Raw genomic sequence first — 21,975 nt, 5'->3', positions numbered from 1 at the left:
CTGCGCCGAGATTGCGAGGAGAATAGCATCCGGAAAAAATAGATACCCACCGGGCCGGCTGAAGGCCCGGTAATGAGCTGGGTCATGTTACGTTAAAAAAAGGGAATCTTGCGGAAAATTAGAGACGGTTGCCAGCCAGGCGTTCGCGCACCAGTTGGGCATTTTCAAGCTGGTCAAATCGATTTGCCTGAATGAGGTTTTGCAGGGCATTGATATAATCCTGCCCCCGCTCCGAATAGGTCGTCAGGGTTTCGGTGAGCTTGTAGCCGTTTAAAGGGTTATCCGGCTCGCCCGATCGACGGGCGCGTTCCGTCCGAAACATTTCATAAGAGGGATGCACATTGAGGTTGTGGCTGTAGGAAGAGATGGACTCGGACAAGGTGTCGAAAGCCCGGACCTCATATGTCTCCCCCTCTGCCCGTTGCGCCGGTACGATACCCTTGCCTTGTCCCCAGACCCGCTGGCCGAAAAGGGCGTTGCCTTCTCTGGCAAAGCGCGATGTACCCCAACCGGATTCCTCAACCGCCTGAGCCAGCGCCATGGAGACAGGTATGGCGTCCACTTTCAGCAACAAGCTGTCAAGCTGATAGGGGTCTTCGCGGTAGCGTGTGGCCAGATTCTGCAGCCAGTTTTCATCGGCAGCAAGCAAGGTCTGGCCAGATTTCCGGGCAGAGATAAGGGACATGAGGCGATCCCGCTGGGACAGTGTCTTCTCGTTATTATTCAGGATGAGCGGCAAGACAACAGAAATGAAAACCTGTTTCCGTTTCTCCACATCCTGAATGTCCAGAATATCGACGGGGATCTGATCGACAAATAATCTCGGTACAGCCTGCCCATAACGAATATGGCCCAGGTCGAAATCCGCGTTGGACCATTCCGCTTCCAGGGAGCCGATATCAACTTGAATGGGTTGCTCAACATACGGGAGGTTTCCCGGTTTCCGTATGGGCAAAGGGATGCCTTTGGCAGCCAGCAACCTGGACTGACCATATGAGGCATTACGCATATCATATGTGCTGTCCGTTAATTCCGGAAGCACATAGGCGATCGCCAGCATCAGCCCGACCAGGGTCATCAGCTTATTGGATTTGAAACCAGCTTTGATTAATTGCATTCCACAAATTGCACCATACTATTGTACTTAAATCGTGACATTACCTAATTTACCACAATAAATAGTATGTTCAACCTTCGTTACCAACAACATATAGTGTTTTACGCGCTTTATACATCCCTCAACCGGGAGCCGGACTATGTCCCAACAATTTTACGATATCAAGACCGGATTTTTTAGTAGAAATTTACCCAAATCTTTCAAATAGATAGGGAGCTATCAAACATTTTACCACAATTTTAGACGAAATATTCCAGGCGAAAATACGAATCGTTCTGCGCCAAAACAACCGAATTACTACAAAAATATGTACGAAAAACTAGGTAACCGCATCCAACTGCCGTGTCGTCAGGTTTCCCGGTACGACAGTGATCGGGATGGCAAAGGTGCCCGACATTTCACCGACAAGGCTTTTGACCAATGGTCCCGGACCGCCGGTATCGGGGGATGCCGCAAGCACCAGAATTCGGACATCGGGGTCTTCTTCTATTAACGAGAGCACCTGCTCTTTTGTGAAACCGTCTCTGATCACGAATTCCGGAATAATGGTCGTTTCCTTCTGGATTTCTTCGGCAAGAGACTGAAGCCGGTCTTCGGCAGCCTCGCGCGCTTCTTCACGCATGGCCTGTTCCACACCCATCCAGTGCTGGAATTCGGGGGGTTCGATAACATATAACAACATGACGCCGCCCCCGACATGCCAGGCTCGCCGGCAGGCAAACCGGATTGCAGATGTGCATTCAGGCGTATCATCCACGACAACAAGAAACTTGTTTCGCATAGTCTCTGTCTGGCTTTCGTCCGTCATAAAGGCTCCATCAGTCATTATCTCTTGGAGATTATCCTGCCACTATCATTACAGTTATTTCAAGAGAATGTTACTGATTTCCTGTAGCTGAGCCCGCGCCCGCAGAACATAGAACCCCTGAGCCGCAAGATGATTGGGAAGAAACTGGGAATCCGGTGCTGCATTGACGACAACGATCGGGTTAAGCTCGATGACCGATTTCAGGCTGCTCAGCATCTGGGCCCAGGCATTGCCAAGCTCCCGTTCCTTGATCAGGGTTTCGTAGTCCTGGGCAAGGGATTTCAGGATCATGTAATAGCCGTAGCTTTGGCCCTTGATGTCATAGAACAGATCATCTGCCTTGAAATCGATGAAGCTTCCGGCGTTTTCGTCGATATGTTGATCAATGGCAGCGGTTGATGATCCGATATCGAGGGCGATCCGGTCCAGAGTCGCCAGCAGGTTGTCGGCCCGCTTTTCAAAGACCGCGTTGCCGGCGGCCAAACGCTGATTATACTTGATCAGGGATTTACGGGCTTTTTCATATTGCTCTTCCGACGCTGCCGTGGGCAGCCAGGAAATAGAGGGATCCCATGCCCATTTGGTCCCGGAATATTGCAGCAGTCCCGCCGCTTCCTGAAGGTCCGGATCCGTTTGGCTTGACCCCCGTGTGCGCCCGATCTGGTCCGTCAGCTCGAAACTGAAACGGGCAAGCGCGGAAATGACACCCTGCTGGTAATTGGGCATATTATCAAGTGCCGCAGAGGGCATGAAAAACGGATCATTGGCGGTCCATCGATTGACGTTGATTTCCCGGTCAATCAGCCCCGCCATCATATCGACGGCCTTGCTGCCACCGGCCACAACATTTTCCCCGCTCGGTGTGAAATCAACATCATCCTCGATGTTGTTGATCATGAACATGCCGACGGGATAATAGGCGACAACAATGAAAAGAAGGATAAGGGCAATTGGTTTCCAACTGCGCTTCGCCGCCGCTCCAACCCGGTTGGTGCCGATCCTTTTCTTTTCCGGACCGCTATTGCCTATCTCACTCATTTATTCCGCCCCATGAAATACTGCGATTACCTGCTGTACCATGCCTGAATGTAAGTATTTCAGCCGGGAGTTACAAGCTACAGATGCCGCATCTGATCACGGCGCAATAAACCCAACAACTTCTTTGACTTCCCTCATCACCGGCTCGGTCAGCTTGTGCGCCCGCGCCGCGCCCTCTTTTAAGATGGCGTCCACATGTCCCGGATCGGCCATCAGCCGTTTCATCTCCTCACCAACCGGGCCGAATTTCTCAACGGCAAGCTCCGTCAAGATAGGCTTGAAGGTGGAAAATTGTGATCCGCCGAATTCGGTCAGCACGTCTTGCTTGCTGCTCTCCGCCAGGGCCGCGTAAATACCGACCAGATTGGCCGCTTCCGGACGGTTTTCCAGACCTTCTTCACTGCCGGGGAGCGGATCAGCATCCGTCCGGGCCTTGCGCAGCTTCTTGGCGATGGTGTCGCGGTCATCTGTAAAGGTAATCCTGGAATAATCGCTGGGATCGGATTTCGACATTTTTTTGGATCCGTCCCGCAACGACATAACCCGGGTCGCTTCACCGAAAATCAGCGGCTCGACAATGGGGAAGAGATCCACGCCATAATCGTTATTGAATTTCTGGGCGATATCTCGTGTCAATTCAAGATGCTGTTTCTGGTCCTCGCCAACCGGCACATGGGTGGCCTTGTAGGCGAGAATATCCGCCGCCATCAGGGATGGATATGCATACAGGCCCAGAGAGGCATTTTCACGGTTTTTGCCTGCTTTCTCCTTGAACTGCGTCATCCGGTTCAACCATCCGAGGCGGGCGATACAATTGAAAATCCAGGCGAGTTCCGCATGGGCGGGGACGTTGCTTTGAGCAAAGATAATGGAGGTTTTCGGGTCGACGCCTGCCGCGAGATAGGCGGCCGCGACTTCCCGGGTGTTACTGCGCAAGGCGGCCGGATCCTGCCAGACGGTGATGGCATGCATATCGACGGCGCAATAAATGCATTCGTAATTTTCCTGAAGGCCGACAAAATTCCGGATTGCGCCCAGATAATTGCCAAGATGCAGGTTTCCAGTTGGCTGAACGCCAGAAAAAATTCGCGACATGTAAAAGCTCCTCACGCTTTGGACACGAGCCTCTGATTGACGGACCTGTCGATCAGGCCATCGAGGCTGGAGATCGGGGGTGACCCCAAAAATGAAACGCGGTTATTGCAGGACGGAGACTATGCGTCAACCGCTTATCGATCGGCGCGCCGTTTCAGCATGCTTTTCAGATCTGTCAGCCGGGCGGCGCCCGTCAGCAAGGCTGTAACGGCATAAAGACCCGCTCCGCCTGCGATCAGGCTTGCCAGGGCGATGATCCGTGACGTCAGATCGCTTGAGAAGTGTGGATGCAGTATGTCGGCGGCAAACCACAAGCCACCGCCCATAACCGCCGAGGCAAGGACCATGCCCGCAGATCTGCGGAGTAGCCTGTAGTCGCTGCGATAATGACCGCGCCGAACCAGAAGGATCAGGAGAATGGCGGCATTGAGCCAGGAAGAAAGAGACGTCGCAATGGCGATGCCCACATGGGAAAATTCCTGTATCAGAAGAAGGCTCAGAATGACATTGGCCGCCATGGCGATAACGCCGACAACGACGGGCGTTGTCGTATCCTCGCGGGCGAAGAAGGCCGGGGCCAGTATTTTAACCAGAACATATGCCGGCAACCCTGAGGAAAAGGCAAACAGGGCGGCGGCGGTGGCCTCGCTTGCGGCAACCGTGAACTCGCCATGCTGAAACAGCACGGACGTTATCTGGGACGGGATCACCATCAGTGCGGCAGCGGCGGGCAGGGTCAGCAGCAACGAGAGCTCGATGGCCCGGTTGAGGCTGCCGATGGCCGTTTGCTCTTCGCCAGCCCGGATCTGTCGGGACAACAGGGGCAACAAGGCGGTGCCAACGGCAATGCCGATCACCCCGAGAGGAAGTTGATAAACACGATCCGCATAATATAAATAGGAGATGGAGCCCGTTGCCAGAAACGAGGCGATGATGGTCCCGACCAGGATGTTTATTTGCATGACACCGGCGCCGAGGGCGCCGGGAAGCATGAGCTTCAACAGTCGTTTCACATCCTTATTGAGGCGCGGGCGGCCGATTTTGATCTTGATATCCTGACGGGCGCAGGCCACCACAAGGAAGATAACCTGGGCGATACCGGCGGCGGCCACGCCCCAGGAGATAAGAGTTCCCGTGTCGCGGTCACTTTGTCCCATGGCGGTCAAAAGGCAGCCTATCAGAATAATATTGAGCAAGATGGGCGCCGCGGCCATCGCGGCGAACCTGTAAAAGGCGGTGAGCACTCCGCCCAGTAGCGCGACAATGGCCATGGCGGTCAAATAGGGGAATGTGATGCGGGTAAACTCGACCGCAAGATTGAATTTGTCGCCATCCACGGCAAAGCCCGGCGCCAGAAACTGCATCATAAAGGGCATGAAAATCATGAACAACGCGGAGAAGACCAGAAGAAATCCCACAAGGATGCTCAGGCTGTGACCGGCAAATTCCAACGCGGGGGATTTCCCCTCCGCTTCCAGTTTGCGGGCAAACATCGGAACGAAAGCCGCTGAAAAAGCACCTTCCGCGACCAGTCGGCGAAACATGTTCGGAATGCGAAAAGCGACAAAGAAGGCGTCCGCAACCGGCCCGGCGCCCAGCACCGTCGCCATCAGGATATCCCGCAAAAAGCCCAGAACACGACTGATCATCGTATAACCGCCGACGGTGGCGACAGACTTAAGCAAACTCATACAATACCCCTCATTAAATCACCCGTTGGCGGATTTAATCACCCCGTGGCAGTAGCTTTCTTTTTTGATTTGACTCCCCTTGTACCGGAAGCGATTTTATCTGTTAAGGCAAGCACCAGCTTTTTCTCAATGTTACTGAGCTTTACCTTGTTGGTGATTTTATGGCCGAAACTATCTTTTACATAAAATACATCAACGGCGCGCTCGCCATATGTGGCAATATGAGCGGATGAAATGGTCAAGGACAAGGTGAACAAGGTGCGCGAAAGCTCGGCCAGAAGGCCGGGGCGGTCCCGGCCCATCAGTTCGATAACTGTATGGGTGTTGGACGCCTTGTTGTCGAGAAGCACCGAGGGCTGGACCTTGAACACCTGCGTTCTGCTGGGCAAGCTGGATTTGCGACGATCGATGATTTCCACATGGGGCTTCCTGTCGCCTTGCAAGGTCGCCTCGATGGCAACACGGAGTTTCTTCATACGCTCTCCCGCATCGAAAACCTTACCGTCGGAATCCTGAATAAAGAAGGTATCAAGTGCCATTCCATCGGTCGTCGTATGTATCTTGGCATCAACGATATTGGCGCCCGTGATCGACATGGCACCGGTAACGCGGGCAAATAATCCGGGATGGTCGGCCGTAAAGATGGTGACCTCTGTTATTGATCGAAAGGGATCGCTTTTCGCATCTACCGTGAAAAGTTTCCCCTTTTTATCCGCCTTTCGCATGAGCTTCGCATGGGCAATTTGGTCTTCGCTGTTAGTTGCCATCCAATAGGAAGGATAGAAACGGTTGATTTGTTTTTCGATATCCGCTTTTTTCCAGCCCTTTAAAGCCGTCGTCAGGTTTTCCTGCAGATGTTTCGCCCTTTCTTCTCGGCCTTCGGAAATATGCCCACCCGTTAACGCCGTTTCACTGGCGTAATACAGCTCGCGCAACAGCTGACCTTTCCAGCCGTTCCACACTTTCGGCCCAACAGCCCTGATATCGACCACAGTCAGAATAAGCAGCAGCCGCAGCCGTTCCGGGCTTTGGACGATCTTGGCAAAATCTTCCACGGTTTTCGGGTCCGAAATATCCCGCTTGAAGGCAAAATTACTGAACGCCAGGTGGTAGCGGACAAGCCAGGCCACGGTTTCCGTATCGGACGCGGACAATCCTAATCTGGGGCATAGTTTTTCTGCAACTTCCGCCCCGAGTATGGAATGGTCACCGCCTCTTCCTTTCGCTATGTCGTGAATAAGGACGGCGCAGTACAGGACATTTCTCGACAGGACCTTTGGTAATATCTTATGGGACAAGGGATGATCTTCTATTAGCAACCCGGATTCGATTTGCGATAAAATACCGATGGCGCGGATCGTATGTTCATCGACCGTATAGACATGATACATATCGTGCTGCATCTGCGCGACCACCCGTCCGAAATCGGGAATAAAGCGCCCAAAGACCCCTGCTTCATTCAGCCGTCGCAATGTTGTTTCCGGATCGTTGCGGCTCGTCAGCATGTCAAGGAAGAGACGATTGGCTGTTTTATCGGCCCGTAATTTGCGATTGATCAACTTCAGGTCCTGACGGATGAGCCGCAAAGCGTTCGGATGAACGTCCAGTTGCTTTTCCTGAGCCAAGTGAAACAGATCCAGCATCTTGACCGGCGCATTTTTAAAATCATCATCACTGGTGACATTGAGGCGGCCGCTCTCTACACGATACCCTTTCAGCTTTCTACGCCTCAAGCCGAAGCGGGTAATGGCAAACCTGCTTTTTTTCTGCTGCTCGGCTTCCAGATTGGCGCAAAAAATGCGGGTCAGATCTCCTACGTCTTTCGCTACCAGAAAGTAATGCTTCATAAAGCGCTCAACACCAAGGGTTCCGGCGTGATCTTTATAGCCCATGCGCTGGGCGAGCTCCGGTTGCATGTCAAAGGTTATGCGCTCTTCGGGACGCTTCGCCAGATAATGCAGATGACAGCGGACGGTTCGCAGAAAATTGGAGGCTTTTGTAAATCGGCGGCGTTCTTTCTCCGTAAACACGCCGAGTTCCACTAATCGTGAAATTTCTGTGGTTCCATGGAGAAATTTGGCGATCCAGAACAAGGTTTGCAGATCTCGCAAGCCGCCTTTTCCTTCCTTGATATTGGGCTCGACGACGTAGCGGGAGTTGCCAAACCTTTCATGCCGCTCCCCTCTTTCCTGTAATTTGGCTTCAATAAAATCCTTGCTGTTGCCGGCAACGATCTCTTTCATGTATTTTTGACGCATTTCGGCGAACAGTTCCTGATCCCCCCAAAGATGCCGGGCTTCCAGAAGGGCGGTTTGGATTGTCACATCTTTTTTTGCGAGGCGAATGCATTCATCCACATTGCGGGTTGAGTGTCCTACCTTCAACCCCAGATCCCAAAGCATATAAAGTGTAAATTCTATAACCTGCTCACACCAGGACGTTTGCTTGTAGGGAAATAAAAACAGCAAATCCACATCTGAGTAAGGCGCCAATTCACCGCGTCCATAGCCACCAACCGCAACGATGGACAGGGTTTCCTCCGGCGTGGGATTACTCAGGCGATAAACATTCTTGGACGCGACATCATAAATGGTTCGAATGATCTGATCGATCAGAAAGGAATTGGCGTACATCGCCGGCCGACCTTTGTTGGATTCCAGAAAACGGCGCTCGAGTTCCTTGGTCCCGCCTTCCAAAACCGATTTTAATTTCTCCAGAAGCTCGCGTCTGAATTCGAAGCTTGTCGGTGAATATTCCGCCGCAATGCTGTCAATCTCCGTGATCAGCAATTTGCGGTTTATTATTTCTTTTCGATTTGGAATCTTTTCCATAAGGATCCGGTATAGAGTTCATCTTGAATTTGATAAGGGTGCAACTTAAACTGCTTTAAACACTAAGCTAGCTTATATTTAGCAAAAAACACGGGAAATTTCTCGAAAATACGCAATCAGAGCGTTGTCGTCCCTTTGAAAGATCGTTTGCAATGAAGCATTTTGACATTGAAGATTTGTCCGTCGCCGCTGCCTTTAAGGCATTTCCCAAGCCTATTCGATCAAAACTCCTCGGCCTGCGGCAATTGATACTGGAGGCGGCAAGTCGTACCGAAGGCGTTGGCGAAATTGAAGAAACGCTGAAATGGGGCGTTCCAAGTTATCTGACGAGCAAAAGCAGAAGTGGAACAACCATACGCCTCGCGCCGTCAGGGAATGAAGAGGAGTATGGTCTTTACGTTCATTGTCAGACGTCTCTTGTGAAGGATTTCAAAAAATCGCATCCGAAGGCATTCCGCTATAGCGGATCACGTGCATTACTATTTGCCTCGACCGATGATTTTGAGAAAGAGGTCTTGGAAGAATTTATTGTCGCCGCCCTTACCTATCATCAACGCAAAAAAACCTCTAAAAAGCCCTCCTGAATGGAGTTTTCCGCCCTGATAAACGGCGCCATACTTGGCGCCGCCTTGATCATTGCCATTGGTGCCCAGAATTTATTTGTTCTGCGCCAGGGGATGGCACGTGATCAGGTTTTTATTGTTTGCCTGCTGTCCTCTTTTATTGACGGATTTTTAATCCTGGTTGGCGCTCTCGGACTGGGATCGACAATAGCGGCTTTTCCCTGGTTGGTGCCCTGGGCAGCTTGGGGCGGTGCCCTTTTCCTCGTTGGGTTTGGCTTAATGTCGGCTTGGCGGGCAATTTGGCCGAAGCCGCTTATTGCGGAGGCGGACCAAAAAATTGTGTCTTCTCGGAAAAAGGCAATCATGTTGACACTGGCCTTTGGGTTGTTAAACCCTCACGTTTATCTGGACACGGTCGTCTTGCTGGGATCCATAGCCGCTGGCTACGAATTTGCTGCTAGAATCCATTTTGTCATCGGCGCAATTGCCGCGTCATTTGTCTGGTTTTTTAGTGTCGGTTATAGCGCAAGAATGTTAACGCCGATCATGAAGAACCCGGCTGCAAGCCGGGTTCTGGATACGATTGTTGCCTTGATGATGTTTGCTGTCGCCGCCAATTTGCTTTTAGGGCAAGTGGCGGCAATCTAGAGATTGTCAGGTGATGGTCTGTCCACCATCGATTGTGAGCGTTTGACCGGTCAGGAATGTTCCTGCGTCGGACGCCATAAAAACGGCGGCACCAGCAATTTCATCAGGTTGTCCAATCCGCTGCAAGGGCGCGCGGGATGTCGCCTGTTTCAGTATTTCCGGGTTTTCCCATAAGGCCCGGGCAAAGTTCGTTTGGATCAGGCCCGGTGCAATGGCATTGACTCGGATGTTGTCCGGTCCATGCTCGACGGCCAGATTACGGACAAGCTGCATATCAGCCGCTTTAGAAATACAATAGGCGCCAAGTACTGCAGAACCTCTAATCCCGCCAATGGACGAAACAATGATTATGGCACCATCTTTACGTTGTTTCATTTCCGGCAACACCATATTACATAGCCAGTGATTGGATTTTATGTTGCTGGACATAATTTTATCAAAGGCCTCATCCGGGCAATCGGCTGATGGCCCGAAATATGGATTGAGTGCCGCATTACAAACCAGTGTATGAATATCACCGAATTTGGCTTTCGTTTCGTCGACCAGATTTTGCAAGGACTCCTTGGAGTTAATATTGCAAGGGATTGAAACAGCCTCACCCGTACTGCCTTCAGGAATTCCGGCGTTAATCTCGGCGGCAACCTCTTCGCAAATATCGGCTTTCCGGCTTGAAATGGTGACTTTGGCACCAGCCATAGCCATGCGGTGGGCGATGGCTTTTCCTATTCCCTTACTGGATCCGGTAATAACAGCGGTTTTTCCAGATAAATCAAACATTCGACTTCTCCATTCTTGTTATTTTTCTGTTGTGTGTCTGAGTTTGGCGCCAGACTAGAACGCGGATAGAGGCTTGTCACTCTTTAGATTATTTATCAGGGCATAATTCTTTTAGTTCATATAGAAGATCCAGCGCATCACGAGGTGACAAGTCATCGACGCTTATCAATTCCAGCTTTTCCAAAATCGGTGAAACAGTTTCAGAAACATTGGGCGTTGAGACTTCTTCAATTACGGTTGCAAAGAGGGGCAAGTCGTTGGCAAGCCGCGTCGATGCGGATGTTTGATCTTTCTGTTCGAGAGCTTCCAAAACATTTTCGGCGCGTTTTACAACAGCTTTCGGCAAGCCCGCAAGCTTGGCAACCTGTATCCCATAGGATCTGTCAGCGGATCCTTCACCAACCTCGTGCAGGAATATGACATCCCCTTTCCATTCTCGGACCCGCATGCTGTGGTTCGAGAGAGCTGGAAGTTTTGATCCGAGGGCAGTGAGCTCGTGATAATGCGTGGCGAACAAGGCGCGGCATTTATTTACATCATGGAGATTCTCGACTGTCGCCCAGGCAATTGACAGGCCATCAAACGTTGCTGTCCCCCGGCCTATTTCGTCTAGTATGACGAGGGCTCTTGAACCCGCCTGATTCAGGATTGAGGCGGTTTCAACCATTTCCACCATAAATGTGGATCTGCCCCGTGCCAAATCATCGGCAGCACCGACACGGCTGAAAAGACGGTCAACAATTCCGATATGTGCCGAAGCTGCCGGTACATATGCCCCTATCTGCGCCATGATTGCGATCAACGCGTTTTGGCGTAGGAAAGTACTTTTACCCGCCATATTAGGGCCGGTTAGCAGCCAAAGACGCTGGTCTTCATTCAGATTACAATCATTGGCAACGAAGGAAGTTTCGGCTGCGGCCTGCAAGGCGGCTTCAACAACCGGATGGCGTCCGCCTTTAATATCGAAGGCAACACCCTCATCCACAAGGGGGCGGCAATAATCATTTTCCTTGGCAAGTTGTGCGTGACTTGCAGCGACATCGACCTGTGCCATGGCCTCAGCAGCAGACAGGATATTTGCACCGCAATCTGTTACCGCTTTAGCAAGTTCGTCATACAAAGTTAGTTCGAGGGCCAGTGCCCGATCCGCGGCCCGCGAAATCTTGTCTTCCAGTTCTCCTAGCTCGACGGTTGAATACCGAACTGCGTTCGCCATTGTTTGCCTGTGGATGAAACTCTCTTCCATATTGTCAACGAATCGCGGAGTGATTTCGATGAAATAGCCGAGGACATTGTTATGTTTGATTTTTAAAGAGGGCACTTTTACCTGAGCAGCATATCGAGCTTGCAAATTGGCAATATGGCGACGGCTCTCGTCTCGCAATGCCTTGAATTCATCGAGATCAGCTCGGTAGCCTTTCCCGATAAATCCACCATCTCGAGTTAATAGAGGCAAGTCCGGTGCGAGCGAGCGGGTTAGAAGATCTACAAGCTCTGCGTGATACCCCAACTGTTCTCCTGCCAGAACAATCCCTTCAGGTGGTTCCTCTAAGCCATTTCCAGCCAATGCCTGACGCAGGTTTGTTGTTTCAGCCAATCCATCCCGAATGACGGCGAGGTCCCGCGGGCCGCCGCGCCCGAGGGATAATCGTGATAGCGCCCGCTCCGTATCGGGGCAGCGCCGAAGGATGTCTCGCAACCTCTCCCGCCGGGAGTCACTCTGTTCAAAAAAGGTCACCATATCAAGCCGCCGGTGGATCAACTCAGGTGAGGTTGAGGGGCTGGCAATGTCTCCGGTCAACTTCCGGCCACCAGCACCGGTTATGGTTCGGTCAATCACGGATAACAGGCTTCCTTGTCGATCGCCGGTCATGGTACGTGTCATTTCCAAATTGCGCCGGGTCGCCGCATCGATGGACATAACATCGCTACTGAGTTGCTGCGTCGGTGGTTTGATAAGGGGAAACTTACCTTTTTGGGTCAGTTCCACATAATCTACCAGAGCCCCGCAGGCCGCAAGTTCGGCGCGGCTGAATGTCCCAAACGCATCAAGGGTTTTGACATCGAAAAGCGCTTGTAGTCTGCGCTCGCCACTTTGGCTGTCGAACCTGACTGAGGGTAAGGGAGTCAAATTTTTCTGCCAGTCCTGGCCCAGCTCACGAAAGACCGCCTCATCCAGCCAACGATCCGACATCAGGATTTCACCGGGATCCAATCTCGATACCTGAGCACCTATGTCGTCCATGGAAATAGCGGTAGCGGAAAAATCACCGGTGGATATATCGAGCCAGGCAATTGCATAGACTTTCCCAACACGGGCAAGCGCAACGAGAAAATTATGTGATCGCGAATCCAGGAGAGACTCTTCGGTGATTGTCCCTGGTGTCACAAGCCGTACAACTTCCCGAGCAACAACCGACTTGTATCCGCGCTTCTTCGCTTCGGCGGGGCTTTCCGTTTGTTCGGCCACCGCAACACGATGCCCATTGCGGATCAATTTTTGCAGGTATCCATCTGCTGCATGCACAGGCACGCCGCACATGGGAATATCTTGACCGGCATGCTTTCCACGTTTAGTCAGGGCTATATTCAAAGACGCGGAGGCGACCTCAGCGTCGTTAAAAAACAGTTCGTAAAAATCACCCATGCGATAAAAAAGCAGGCTATCAGGGTGATCCTCTTTGATGGCGAGATACTGTTCCATCATAGGGGTCACTGATTTATTCGGTTGCGACTTGGTTTTGACTAAGGTAGGCATGAAGGAAAACTAACATAGCAGGCTGTTTTGCCAACAGCTTTGTATAAATTTTTTCTGGCCATAATTGAGTATGAAAAAGACAAGGGCGCAGTTCGATGAGTGATAAACGGGATTCCGGACAGTATGATGAAGCCTTGCGTTACCACGCGCAGGGGAAACCCGGGAAAATGGAAATTATTGCCACGAAAGCAATGACAACCCAGCATGACTTGTCGTTGGCATATTCACCTGGTGTCGCGGCTCCCTGCCTCGCCATCGCCGAAGATCCTGAAACAGTCTACGACTATACGACAAAAGGCAATCGTGTCGCCGTTATCTCAAATGGCACAGCGGTTTTAGGTCTTGGGAATCTTGGCGCTTTAGGATCGAAACCTGTAATGGAGGGAAAGGCTGTCCTTTTCAAACGATTTGCCGACTTGGACTGCTTCGATTTGGAGCTGGATACCGAAGATGTCGACGAGTTCGTCAATAGTGTCCGCTTGATGGGGCCAAGCTTTGGCGGAATCAATCTTGAAGATATCAAGGCACCGGAATGTTTTATCATTGAGCAGCGCCTGCGCGAATTAATGGATATTCCCGTCTTCCATGATGACCAGCATGGAACAGCAATTATTTGCGCTGCGGGGCTTATCAATGCACTGGATCTTACTGGTCGCAGCATAAAGAATGTGAAAGTGGTCGTGAACGGAGCCGGGGCGGCGGCAATTGCCTGTCTTGAGCTTATCAAGGCCATGGGCCTTCCCCATGAAAATGCCATATTATGTGACACGAAAGGCGTGATTTTTCAGGGCCGTGAAGAAGGCATGAATCAATGGAAGTCCGCTCACGCCGTCGAGACGGAAGCGAGAACATTGGAGGAAGCGATGGCAGGTTCCGATGTCTTTTTGGGCCTGTCCGTGAAGGACGCGGTAACGAAAGACATGGTGAAATCCATGGCGGAGAAGCCAATTGTTTTTGCCATGGCTAACCCTGACCCTGAAATCAGGCCTGAAGAAATAGCGGAAGTCCGCGACGATGCTATTGTTGCCACAGGCCGGTCTGATTTTCCAAACCAGGTCAACAACGTTCTGGGATTTCCCTATATATTTCGAGGCGCGCTTGATGTCCGGGCGACGACGATTAATGAGGCCATGAAGATTGCGGCGGCTGAAGCGCTGGCCGAATTGGCCCGGGAAGATGTGCCTGATGAAGTGGCGGCCGCCTATAAGGGTCAGCGGCCTGTTTACGGACCAGAATATATCATTCCCGTGCCATTTGATCCGCGACTGATCAGCCATGTTCCCATGGCAGTCGCCAAAGCGGCGATGGAATCAGGTGTCGCACGACGCCCGATTATTGACGAACATGCCTATCGCAATGAATTGCGGGCCCGTCTGGATCCGACGGCAGGATCGCTTCAATTGATCATGGATGAGGTTCGCGCCGCTCCCCGCCGTGTTGTCTTCGCGGAAGGCGAGGAAGAAAAGGTCATTCGGGCGGCCGTCGAGTTCCAAAAGGCAGGGTACGGTATTCCTGTCCTGATCGGGCGCAAAGACGAAATTCATAAGATAATGAACGAAATTGGCGTCGAAGGCGCTAATAGTTTAGAGATTTATAACGCGAGTGAAATGGAAGACCGCGAGAAATATCATGACTTTCTATTCGCAAGACTGCAACGGCAAGGATACTTGTTCCGCGATTGTGTTCGCCTGGTCAACAGGGATCGGAACATTTTCGCCTCTTGCATGGTTGCAATGGGAGATGCGGATGCGGTTCTAACGGGTGTAACCCGTCGTTTTTCTGTTGCGTTCAAGGAAATTCAGAAAGTAATCGACCCAAAAGAAGGTCAGCGGATTGCAGGTGTTTCTGTTATTGTTGGTCGTGATCGTACTGTGTTCATGGCGGATACGACTGTCACAAACCTACCTACGGCAGAAGAGCTCGTTCAAATATCCAAAGAAGCTGTGGAAGTGGCCCGTCGCCTCGGGCATGAGCCGCGTGTCGCGCTATTGTCCTATTCCAATTTTGGCAATCCGCAACATATAACCTCTGATCGAATTCGTGAAGCGGTATGTTTGTTGGATAAGGAAGAGCTTGATTTCGAGTACGACGGGGATATGTCCGCGGATGTTGCGCTTAACCCCGAACTCATGGCCATGTATCCTTTTTGTCGCCTTTCCGGACCGGCAAATGTTCTGATTATGCCGGGGCTTCATTCTGCAAATATTGCCTCTAAACTTATGTCATCATTGGGCGAAAGCACCGTGATCGGTCCGTTATTGGTTGGATTGTCAAAGCCGGTTCAAATTGTCCCGATTGGTGCCACGGTTTCCGATTTGGTTAATATGGCGGCATTGGCGGCTCATGAGGCGGGCCAGTAATAAACCCCTACACCCAGCTTATCCCTAATCGAACAGGCGCTGCCGCATCTTCCTGTTTGCCAGGATAAACGAGATTACGCTCATGGCGATAATATAAGCCGTATGAAACGCGAGCATTTGACCCTCTACCGGCAACCCGGCAATGAGGGGTCTGATTGCTGCGATGAGATGGGTCATGGGGAAAAACCATGCGAACCATTGAATTACTTCTGGAAACCGGTTGATATCAAAGAATACACCGCAAAAGACGAACATGGGTGTAATCCAGAACGTAAAGAAGTAACTGAAAAAATCATATCCCTTGGCATAGGCCGTCGCCAGAAGGCCAACGCAGGCAAAGCATATCGAGGCAATAAAAACGAATGGCAAAGCGATCAGAGCACCTGAAATTGACGGGACACCGCCCCAGATCAAGCCAACGGCCAAAACGCTTAAAGCCGAAATAAGGGCTTTGACTGCCGCCCATAAAACCTCCCCCATAAGAAGCTCAGTCAGGGTCACCGGCGTTGACAGGATCGCATCCCAAATACCCATATTGAAATACCGCGTAAAAGACCCGATTGTGGTCTCAAAACTTGCAGAAAAGGCAGCCGAATATGCAATCATTCCGGCAATAACGAAGGTCAGGTAGCTCATGCCGTCCATTGTGTCGATAAACTGCCCGAGACCAAATCCGAACGCGAAGAGGAATAACAGCGGGTTCGCCACATTGGATACTAAATTTGGAACAATGAATTTCAAGAAAATGAGATATTGTCGAACCGTAATGGCGAGAACATATTTTGGATTTGGAATGAGCATTTTTGTCAGTTGTCCCGAAGAATTCGGCCAGTCAGGCGAAGAAAAACATCTTCCAGGTTTGCCGGACGGTGCAGGTAGGAGGCCTCTTCCGGCAGATCATCAATAAATTCAACGGTATCATGCACAAAATAAAGGATAGAATCGCCAATATCCTCACTATCCCACTTTTCCGGTGACGACGTCGCGTGATGAGGTTTTTGAACCTCGAAGACATGACCTTTTACATGGCGATCAATCAGCTCCTGAGGTGTCCCTTGATCGAGGATGTTTCCTTCGTCAATGATAACAATTTGATCGCATAAACGCTGAGCCTCATCCATGTAGTGAGTGGTCAGCAATAATGTGCGGCCCTGTTTTTTCAAGTCCGTAAGCTGCTTCCAGATTAGAACCCGGGCTTGCGGGTCAAGGCCTGTTGTCGGCTCATCCAAAATCACCAGCTCGGGATCGCCGATCAAGGCCCGGGCAACGATCAATCTTCGTTTCATACCGCCAGATAGGGCGACAACCGGCGCATTGCTCTTGTCACTAAGTTGCATGAACTCCAATAATTTAGGCACGCGTTCGGCAATAACATTATTTGGCAAAGCAAAATACCGGCCAAAGGCCTCTAGGTTTTCTGTCACACTGATATCGGGGTCGAGATTGGTTTCTTGCGGAACCAAACCAATTTTTGCTTTTGCTTTTCTGGGCATTTTATCGACAGGCATGCCAAAAACTTCGAGCGAACCGCCGCTTATATGTGACAAGCCCATAATCATCCGCATGGTTGTCGATTTCCCAGCGCCATTTGGGCCAAGCAAACCGAAGCATTGCGCAGCGTCGACAGAAAAATCAATTCCTTTGACGACTTCAGTGTCCCCATATTTCTTTTTCAAACCACGCGCGGCAATAACTGGTTTTTGATTCATGAGTGAGAGTCCGGCAAATCTGGACGATACAGGAGGGAAAGATGTGGCCGGCTATTCTATAGATTGGTGCGGATCTGACAATCCCTTTTAATTTTTGATTTTCAATCTCTCACGAAGTTCAGTTTTGAGTACTTTCCCATAATTATTTTTAGGGAGATCTTTCACAAAGAAATATTCCTTCGGACGTTTGAAACGGGCGATGTGTTGAATACAATGGCTATCGAGGTCGCGGGGCTCAATTTGTGCTGCATTTGCGCACACGACGAAAGCTACAACTTCTTCTCCCCAATCACTATGCGGTCGACCGATAACGGACACTTCCTCGACTAACGGGTAGGTCAGCAGCGCTTCTTCTATTTCACGTGGATAAATGTTGGTACCGCCGGATATTATCATATCCTTGGATCGGTCTTTCAATGTCAGAAAACCCTCTTCGTCGAAACATCCCATGTCGCCTGTATGAAGCCACCCGCCGCGTAATGTCTCGTCCGTCGCTTCCTGGTTTTTCCAATATCCAAGCATTACAACGTCACCACGGACAACAATTTCGCCGATCTCACCAGTCGGGAGCGGATTGTCATCCTGATCAAAGATTTGCACCTCAACATCTGTTCTTTCGGTGCCAACCGAGGCAAGGATTTCACTTCTTCTGGGATGCGTATCGTTTTCGATGAGAGAGGAAGACAATCCGGTGATTGTCATCGGAGCTTCGCCTTGTCCGTAAATCTGCGCAAATTTTGGCCCAATTGCCTCGATTGCTTGGCGAATATCCGCTTCATACATAGGGCCACCGCCATAAACAATAAGCTTTAAATTGCTGGTATCCGCGCTTGCAAATGCCGGGCTGGCGATCAGGCGATGTACCATCGTCGGGGCAAAGAAAAAGCAGGAATTGGGGAAATGAGCGATCAAATCCAGCGTTTCGGCCGGATCGAAGCCGCCACTTACAGGCGTGACCTGTATTCCGGCTTTGGCAACCAGCGGCAGGCCGTACAGGCCAGACCCATGAGTCTGGGGTGCTGCATGAATTACGGCATCACCGGGACTTAAGGACGTGATATCCGCAAAATAGCTTAAGGTCGCAACGAGAAGGTTGCGGTGGCTGATCATTGCGCCCTTTGGCTTCCCCGTTGTTCCTGACGTGTAAAAAAGCCAGGCAAGGTCATCGGGCCTGACGGATTGAAGTGGTAAAGCGGGCCCAAGTTTCAAGTTTTGATAACCCTGCTCCTGAATGCAAAGAACCCTTTCTAGGTCTGGCAGTTCGTCAATAAGCGGTTGCAATTGGTCGCCAAGTTCGGCTGTCGCAAAACACAACCGGCTGTCGGAATTTTCCAGAATATAGCGAAATTCATTGATATGAAGTTTTGCATTGACGGGAACGGCAACAAGACCGGCACGCCATATTGCGAATAAAGCGATCCAGTATTCTGGATGATTTTTCATGATCAGGGCTACACGATCACCCGCCTGCAATCCCATATCATTTCGCAAGACACCGGCTAAAGCCGCGGATTCTTCATCGAATTGATGATACGTGGCGGTAATGTCTTGCCCATGAGCAAGCGCTGGCAAATCCGGATAGGTTCGGGCTGTTCGTTGTAGTAGGTTTGCTATATTCATTTTTACTCCACGGACATTTGGGATGCCTCTTGTTTTTTTGGTGCTGGCTGTATTCGGGATAACCACCAAAGTAAAACCAGTCCCGGGATCGCCGCAGCAGTCGTAACCAGAAAAAATTCGAACCAGCCAACCTGATCCGCCAGCCACCCTGCAGGCGCCACCAACACCGTACGCGCCACAGCTGTCAACGACGTGAGCAAGGCATACTGGGTTGCGGTATAGGATATATTACAAAGACTGGACAGATATGCAACGAAGACCGCTGTTCCCATCCCGCCCGCTATATTTTCTATGCCAATTGTGATGGCAAGAAACGCGAGATCATGTCCAATGCTGGCTTGCGCCGCGAAGAGTAAATTGGAAAACATTTGCAGCAGACCGCATATCCAGAGCGATTTGTACATTGTCGTTGCCGCAAGGAGCCATCCGCCAAAAAACAGCCCGATGAAAGTGGCGACGGTGCCAAAGGTCTTTACGATCTCCGCAATTTCTGTAAGCGAGAATCCGGTTTGAATATAGAATGGATTCGTCATCGCGCCTGCTAGGCTATCGCCGAATTTATAAAGGATTGTGAAAAGGATAATGACCAACCAGTGGGGCTTGCGCATGAAATCCAGAAAAGGCGCGATCACCGATTGTTCCAGCCATTGGCGGTAATCTTGGCGATTTTGAAACTGCTCCGGTTGGTGAGATTGCGCTTGAGTAACGGGTTCACGCGTTAGCAACGCCGTAACCGTGCCAACAAGAATGAAGCCGGACATGACCAAATAGCTGACGCTCCAACCAAAATAAGCGGCGATAAAGAAGCTGCTGAAACCGGTCAACCACATGGCAACCCGGTACCCATATACATAAGTTGCCGCGCCTGCTGCCATATTTTTATCGTCGCAAATCTCGATCCGAAATGCATCGACAATAATATCGTAAGAGGCAGATGCGAAAGCAACGATGAGGGCAGCGACGGCCACCTGCAGAAGGTCCGCCTTGGGATTGCTGAATGCCAGGAAAACTGTTGCGCCGATAAGGCAGACTTGCAAAAAAACAAGCCAGCTTCGACGACGCCCCAATAATTTGTCCAGAAGCGGAATTCGCAAATTGTCAATAAGCGGAGCCCACAGGAATTTCAGTGTATAAGGCAATCCGACCAGAGAGAACAAACCAATGGACGTAAGATCAACATCTTCTTGCGTCAGCCAAGCTTGCAGTATGCTGCCGGAGAGGAGCAGCGGCACACCCGACGAAAACCCGAGAAAAGTGATGGCAAGGATACGGGTATCGCGGTAGATGGATAGGGCCGACAGCCAATTGGTCATGATGTCCTTGTATAATTTCCTATTTATTGAGGATTTCTGCCGCCGGCGTGAAATCGCGGCCTTGAACCCGGGCCGCTTCTTCCAATGTCAGGATACCGTCAACACAGTTCAAACCCTGCGCGAGCCAGAGATCGCGGCGGCAGGCTTCCAGAACGCCATGTTTCGCAATGGATTTGATATGGGGCAGCAGGGCGCTGGCGTATCCGGCGGAGGATGAAATGGGAACAGCACCCGGTATATTATCGACACAGAAATGGCGAATGCCATCTTCAACATATACTGGATCCTGCCAGCTGGTTGGCCGACTTGTCTCAATGGCCCCGCCCTCATCGCAGGAAATATCGACAATAACGGCCGTAGGCTTGAGCCGCGCCAGGTCGCTACGATGGATCAGATGATCGTTGCGATGTTTTGGCCACATGACGCAGTTGAAGATCATGTCCGCTGCACCGAGATAGTCATGTAGGTTGGCAATATCGTCGGCGCGAAAATGCGCATTGTGCCAATCCAGACTGGCCTGCTTGCGGGCCCCGGGATTAATGTCCAAGCCAACCACTTCCACACCGAGGGAAAGAAGCGTCCTGAGGGCGCCACGGCCCACATGCCCAAGACCCAGAACAATTGCCTTGGAGACAGGGGCACCAAAATGAGACATGAAATGACGCCCGGTTCCGCCGTGATGTGCCAGAGATAAGCGCACGCCTTCAAATGCTCCAACCTCGCCGGCAAGCGGGCAATTGGGAGAGCCGAACTGATGGGTATCTTCTGCGGCAATGGCCGTCAGTCCGACTTTCAGAAGCTGGTCCAGCTGCGGGCGGTCGTTGGCTGAATGGATGTTGGTGAGAAGAATATGATGTTTTTGCAGAAGATCGAATTCCGCGGGCAGAATTTCTTTTACCTTCACAATCAGCTCGGCTGCCTCGAATATCTCTGCAGCGGTTTGGCATATGGTGGCACCTGCGGCCGAATAATCCTGATCGGAAATCCCCGATAACAGTCCCGCATCTTTTTGAACAAAAACCTCCTCTCCGTCGCCGGTTAGATTCTCAACCTGCTCCGGGAGTAAGGCAACACGACCTTCCTGAGGCTTGATTTCTTTCGGAACGCCAATCTTCATCTCATATCCACCCTGAAAACAATTAGGAGCTCTGCATATGCGGCTCCTGCAGCATGGTCAAGTGTCTTGCTGATCAGGAGCCATTGTTTTCCTTGGCTTTTTGGAGTTCGGCTGTGGTGCGGACCAGTCTTTCCGCCAAAACCCGCATCATTTCAACGGCCATTTCCGGAAATTCGGTAACCATCCGGAAAAACACGTCTTTGGTAATTTTCAAAGTTGTCAGCTCTGTTGCCGCCTGGATTGTTGCGGTCCGCGGGATATCGATCAAAATGGCAATTTCACCGACCACGTCATTTTTACTCAAGGTCGCAACGGTGAGAGGGCCCGACGGCGTATCGACAATGACATCAGCGCTTCCGGCCATAATAAAATACGCGGCATCGCCATTGTCGCCTTGTTTACAGACCAGGTCGCCAGGCTGGAAAGTCAGCCGTTCAGAAGTGAAGGCGAGTAATTTGATTTTTGACGGCTCAATTTTCGCAAATAAAGGGATTTGCCGCAGGATTTCAACTTCTTCTTTAAGGCTCATC

General features: G+C 51.0%; 17 protein-coding genes. 3 read left to right on the top strand and 14 right to left on the bottom strand.

Annotation, left to right across the window (positions count from 1 at the left end):
- Window positions 1-118: 118 nt before the first annotated feature.
- From NBZ79_RS18735 to NBZ79_RS18710, 6 genes are all read right to left on the bottom strand, one after another.
- Window positions 119-1,117: a glucosaminidase domain-containing protein gene (locus tag NBZ79_RS18735; RefSeq protein WP_251934184.1), complete on the bottom strand. Its 999-nt coding sequence runs from the start codon at window positions 1,115-1,117 to the stop codon at window positions 119-121.
- Window positions 1,118-1,436: 319 nt separating this feature from the next.
- Complete coding sequence (locus NBZ79_RS18730; protein ID WP_251934183.1) at window positions 1,437-1,925, bottom strand: universal stress protein; 489 nt, start codon at window positions 1,923-1,925, stop codon at window positions 1,437-1,439.
- Between the two features lie 54 nt (window positions 1,926-1,979).
- Window positions 1,980-2,963, bottom strand: coding sequence for a DUF2333 family protein (locus tag NBZ79_RS18725; protein WP_251934182.1), 984 nt, complete (start codon window positions 2,961-2,963; stop codon window positions 1,980-1,982).
- Between the two features lie 96 nt (window positions 2,964-3,059).
- A complete protein-coding gene (gene trpS / locus NBZ79_RS18720) occupies window positions 3,060-4,058 on the bottom strand; it encodes a tryptophan--tRNA ligase (RefSeq protein ID WP_251934181.1) in 999 nt (332 codons plus the stop codon).
- Window positions 4,059-4,192: 134 nt separating this feature from the next.
- Window positions 4,193-5,749, bottom strand: coding sequence for a murein biosynthesis integral membrane protein MurJ (murJ, locus tag NBZ79_RS18715; RefSeq protein ID WP_251934180.1), 1,557 nt, complete (start codon window positions 5,747-5,749; stop codon window positions 4,193-4,195).
- A gap of 38 nt (window positions 5,750-5,787) precedes the next feature.
- On the bottom strand, window positions 5,788-8,580 hold the full coding sequence (locus NBZ79_RS18710) for a [protein-PII] uridylyltransferase (protein ID WP_251934179.1): 2,793 nt from the start codon (window positions 8,578-8,580) through the stop codon (window positions 5,788-5,790).
- 152 nt (window positions 8,581-8,732) lie between these two features.
- Between NBZ79_RS18710 and NBZ79_RS18705 the strand changes: the two genes are divergently transcribed.
- Together NBZ79_RS18705 and NBZ79_RS18700 are read left to right on the top strand one after the other, a co-directional pair.
- Window positions 8,733-9,164: a DUF1801 domain-containing protein gene (locus NBZ79_RS18705; RefSeq protein ID WP_251934178.1), complete on the top strand. Its 432-nt coding sequence runs from the start codon at window positions 8,733-8,735 to the stop codon at window positions 9,162-9,164.
- Window positions 9,165-9,791 (top strand): LysE/ArgO family amino acid transporter, encoded by a 627-nt coding sequence (locus tag NBZ79_RS18700; RefSeq protein ID WP_251934177.1) that lies wholly within the window; start codon window positions 9,165-9,167, stop codon window positions 9,789-9,791.
- A 6-nt stretch (window positions 9,792-9,797) separates the two neighbouring features.
- Here NBZ79_RS18700 and NBZ79_RS18695 read toward each other — a convergent pair whose 3' ends face one another.
- A complete protein-coding gene (locus NBZ79_RS18695) occupies window positions 9,798-10,568 on the bottom strand; it encodes an SDR family NAD(P)-dependent oxidoreductase (RefSeq protein ID WP_251934176.1) in 771 nt (256 codons plus the stop codon).
- A gap of 88 nt (window positions 10,569-10,656) precedes the next feature.
- Window positions 10,657-13,275 (bottom strand): DNA mismatch repair protein MutS, encoded by a 2,619-nt coding sequence (gene mutS, locus NBZ79_RS18690; protein WP_251934175.1) that lies wholly within the window; start codon window positions 13,273-13,275, stop codon window positions 10,657-10,659.
- 146 nt (window positions 13,276-13,421) lie between these two features.
- Between mutS and NBZ79_RS18685 the strand changes: the two genes are divergently transcribed.
- Window positions 13,422-15,686 carry an NADP-dependent malic enzyme gene (locus tag NBZ79_RS18685; protein ID WP_251934174.1) on the top strand — a complete coding sequence of 755 codons (2,265 nt, stop codon included), beginning with the start codon at window positions 13,422-13,424 and terminating at the stop codon, window positions 15,684-15,686.
- A 24-nt stretch (window positions 15,687-15,710) separates the two neighbouring features.
- Here the strand turns inward: NBZ79_RS18685 and NBZ79_RS18680 are convergent, their stop codons facing one another.
- The 6 genes from NBZ79_RS18680 to NBZ79_RS18655 all read right to left on the bottom strand — a co-directional run bounded on the left by NBZ79_RS18680 (window position 15,711) and on the right by NBZ79_RS18655 (window position 21,974).
- Window positions 15,711-16,487 carry an ABC transporter permease gene (locus tag NBZ79_RS18680; protein WP_251934173.1) on the bottom strand — a complete coding sequence of 259 codons (777 nt, stop codon included), beginning with the start codon at window positions 16,485-16,487 and terminating at the stop codon, window positions 15,711-15,713.
- Window positions 16,488-16,492: 5 nt separating this feature from the next.
- On the bottom strand, window positions 16,493-17,395 hold the full coding sequence (locus tag NBZ79_RS18675) for an ATP-binding cassette domain-containing protein (RefSeq protein WP_251934172.1): 903 nt from the start codon (window positions 17,393-17,395) through the stop codon (window positions 16,493-16,495).
- Window positions 17,396-17,482: 87 nt separating this feature from the next.
- Complete coding sequence (locus tag NBZ79_RS18670; RefSeq protein ID WP_251934171.1) at window positions 17,483-19,015, bottom strand: acyl-CoA synthetase; 1,533 nt, start codon at window positions 19,013-19,015, stop codon at window positions 17,483-17,485.
- A gap of 2 nt (window positions 19,016-19,017) precedes the next feature.
- A complete protein-coding gene (locus NBZ79_RS18665; protein WP_251934170.1) occupies window positions 19,018-20,328 on the bottom strand; it encodes an AmpG family muropeptide MFS transporter in 1,311 nt (436 codons plus the stop codon).
- Window positions 20,329-20,347: 19 nt separating this feature from the next.
- Window positions 20,348-21,445: an alanine dehydrogenase gene (locus NBZ79_RS18660; protein ID WP_251934169.1), complete on the bottom strand. Its 1,098-nt coding sequence runs from the start codon at window positions 21,443-21,445 to the stop codon at window positions 20,348-20,350.
- A 73-nt stretch (window positions 21,446-21,518) separates the two neighbouring features.
- Window positions 21,519-21,974 (bottom strand): cyclic nucleotide-binding domain-containing protein, encoded by a 456-nt coding sequence (locus tag NBZ79_RS18655; RefSeq protein ID WP_251934168.1) that lies wholly within the window; start codon window positions 21,972-21,974, stop codon window positions 21,519-21,521.
- Window position 21,975: the final 1 nt, after the last annotated feature.

Origin of the sequence: Sneathiella marina (assembly GCF_023746535.1) — a bacterium.
Classification (GTDB): Bacteria; Pseudomonadota; Alphaproteobacteria; order Sneathiellales; family Sneathiellaceae; genus Sneathiella; species Sneathiella marina.
This window is presented reverse-complemented; position numbering and strand designations above follow the sequence as displayed.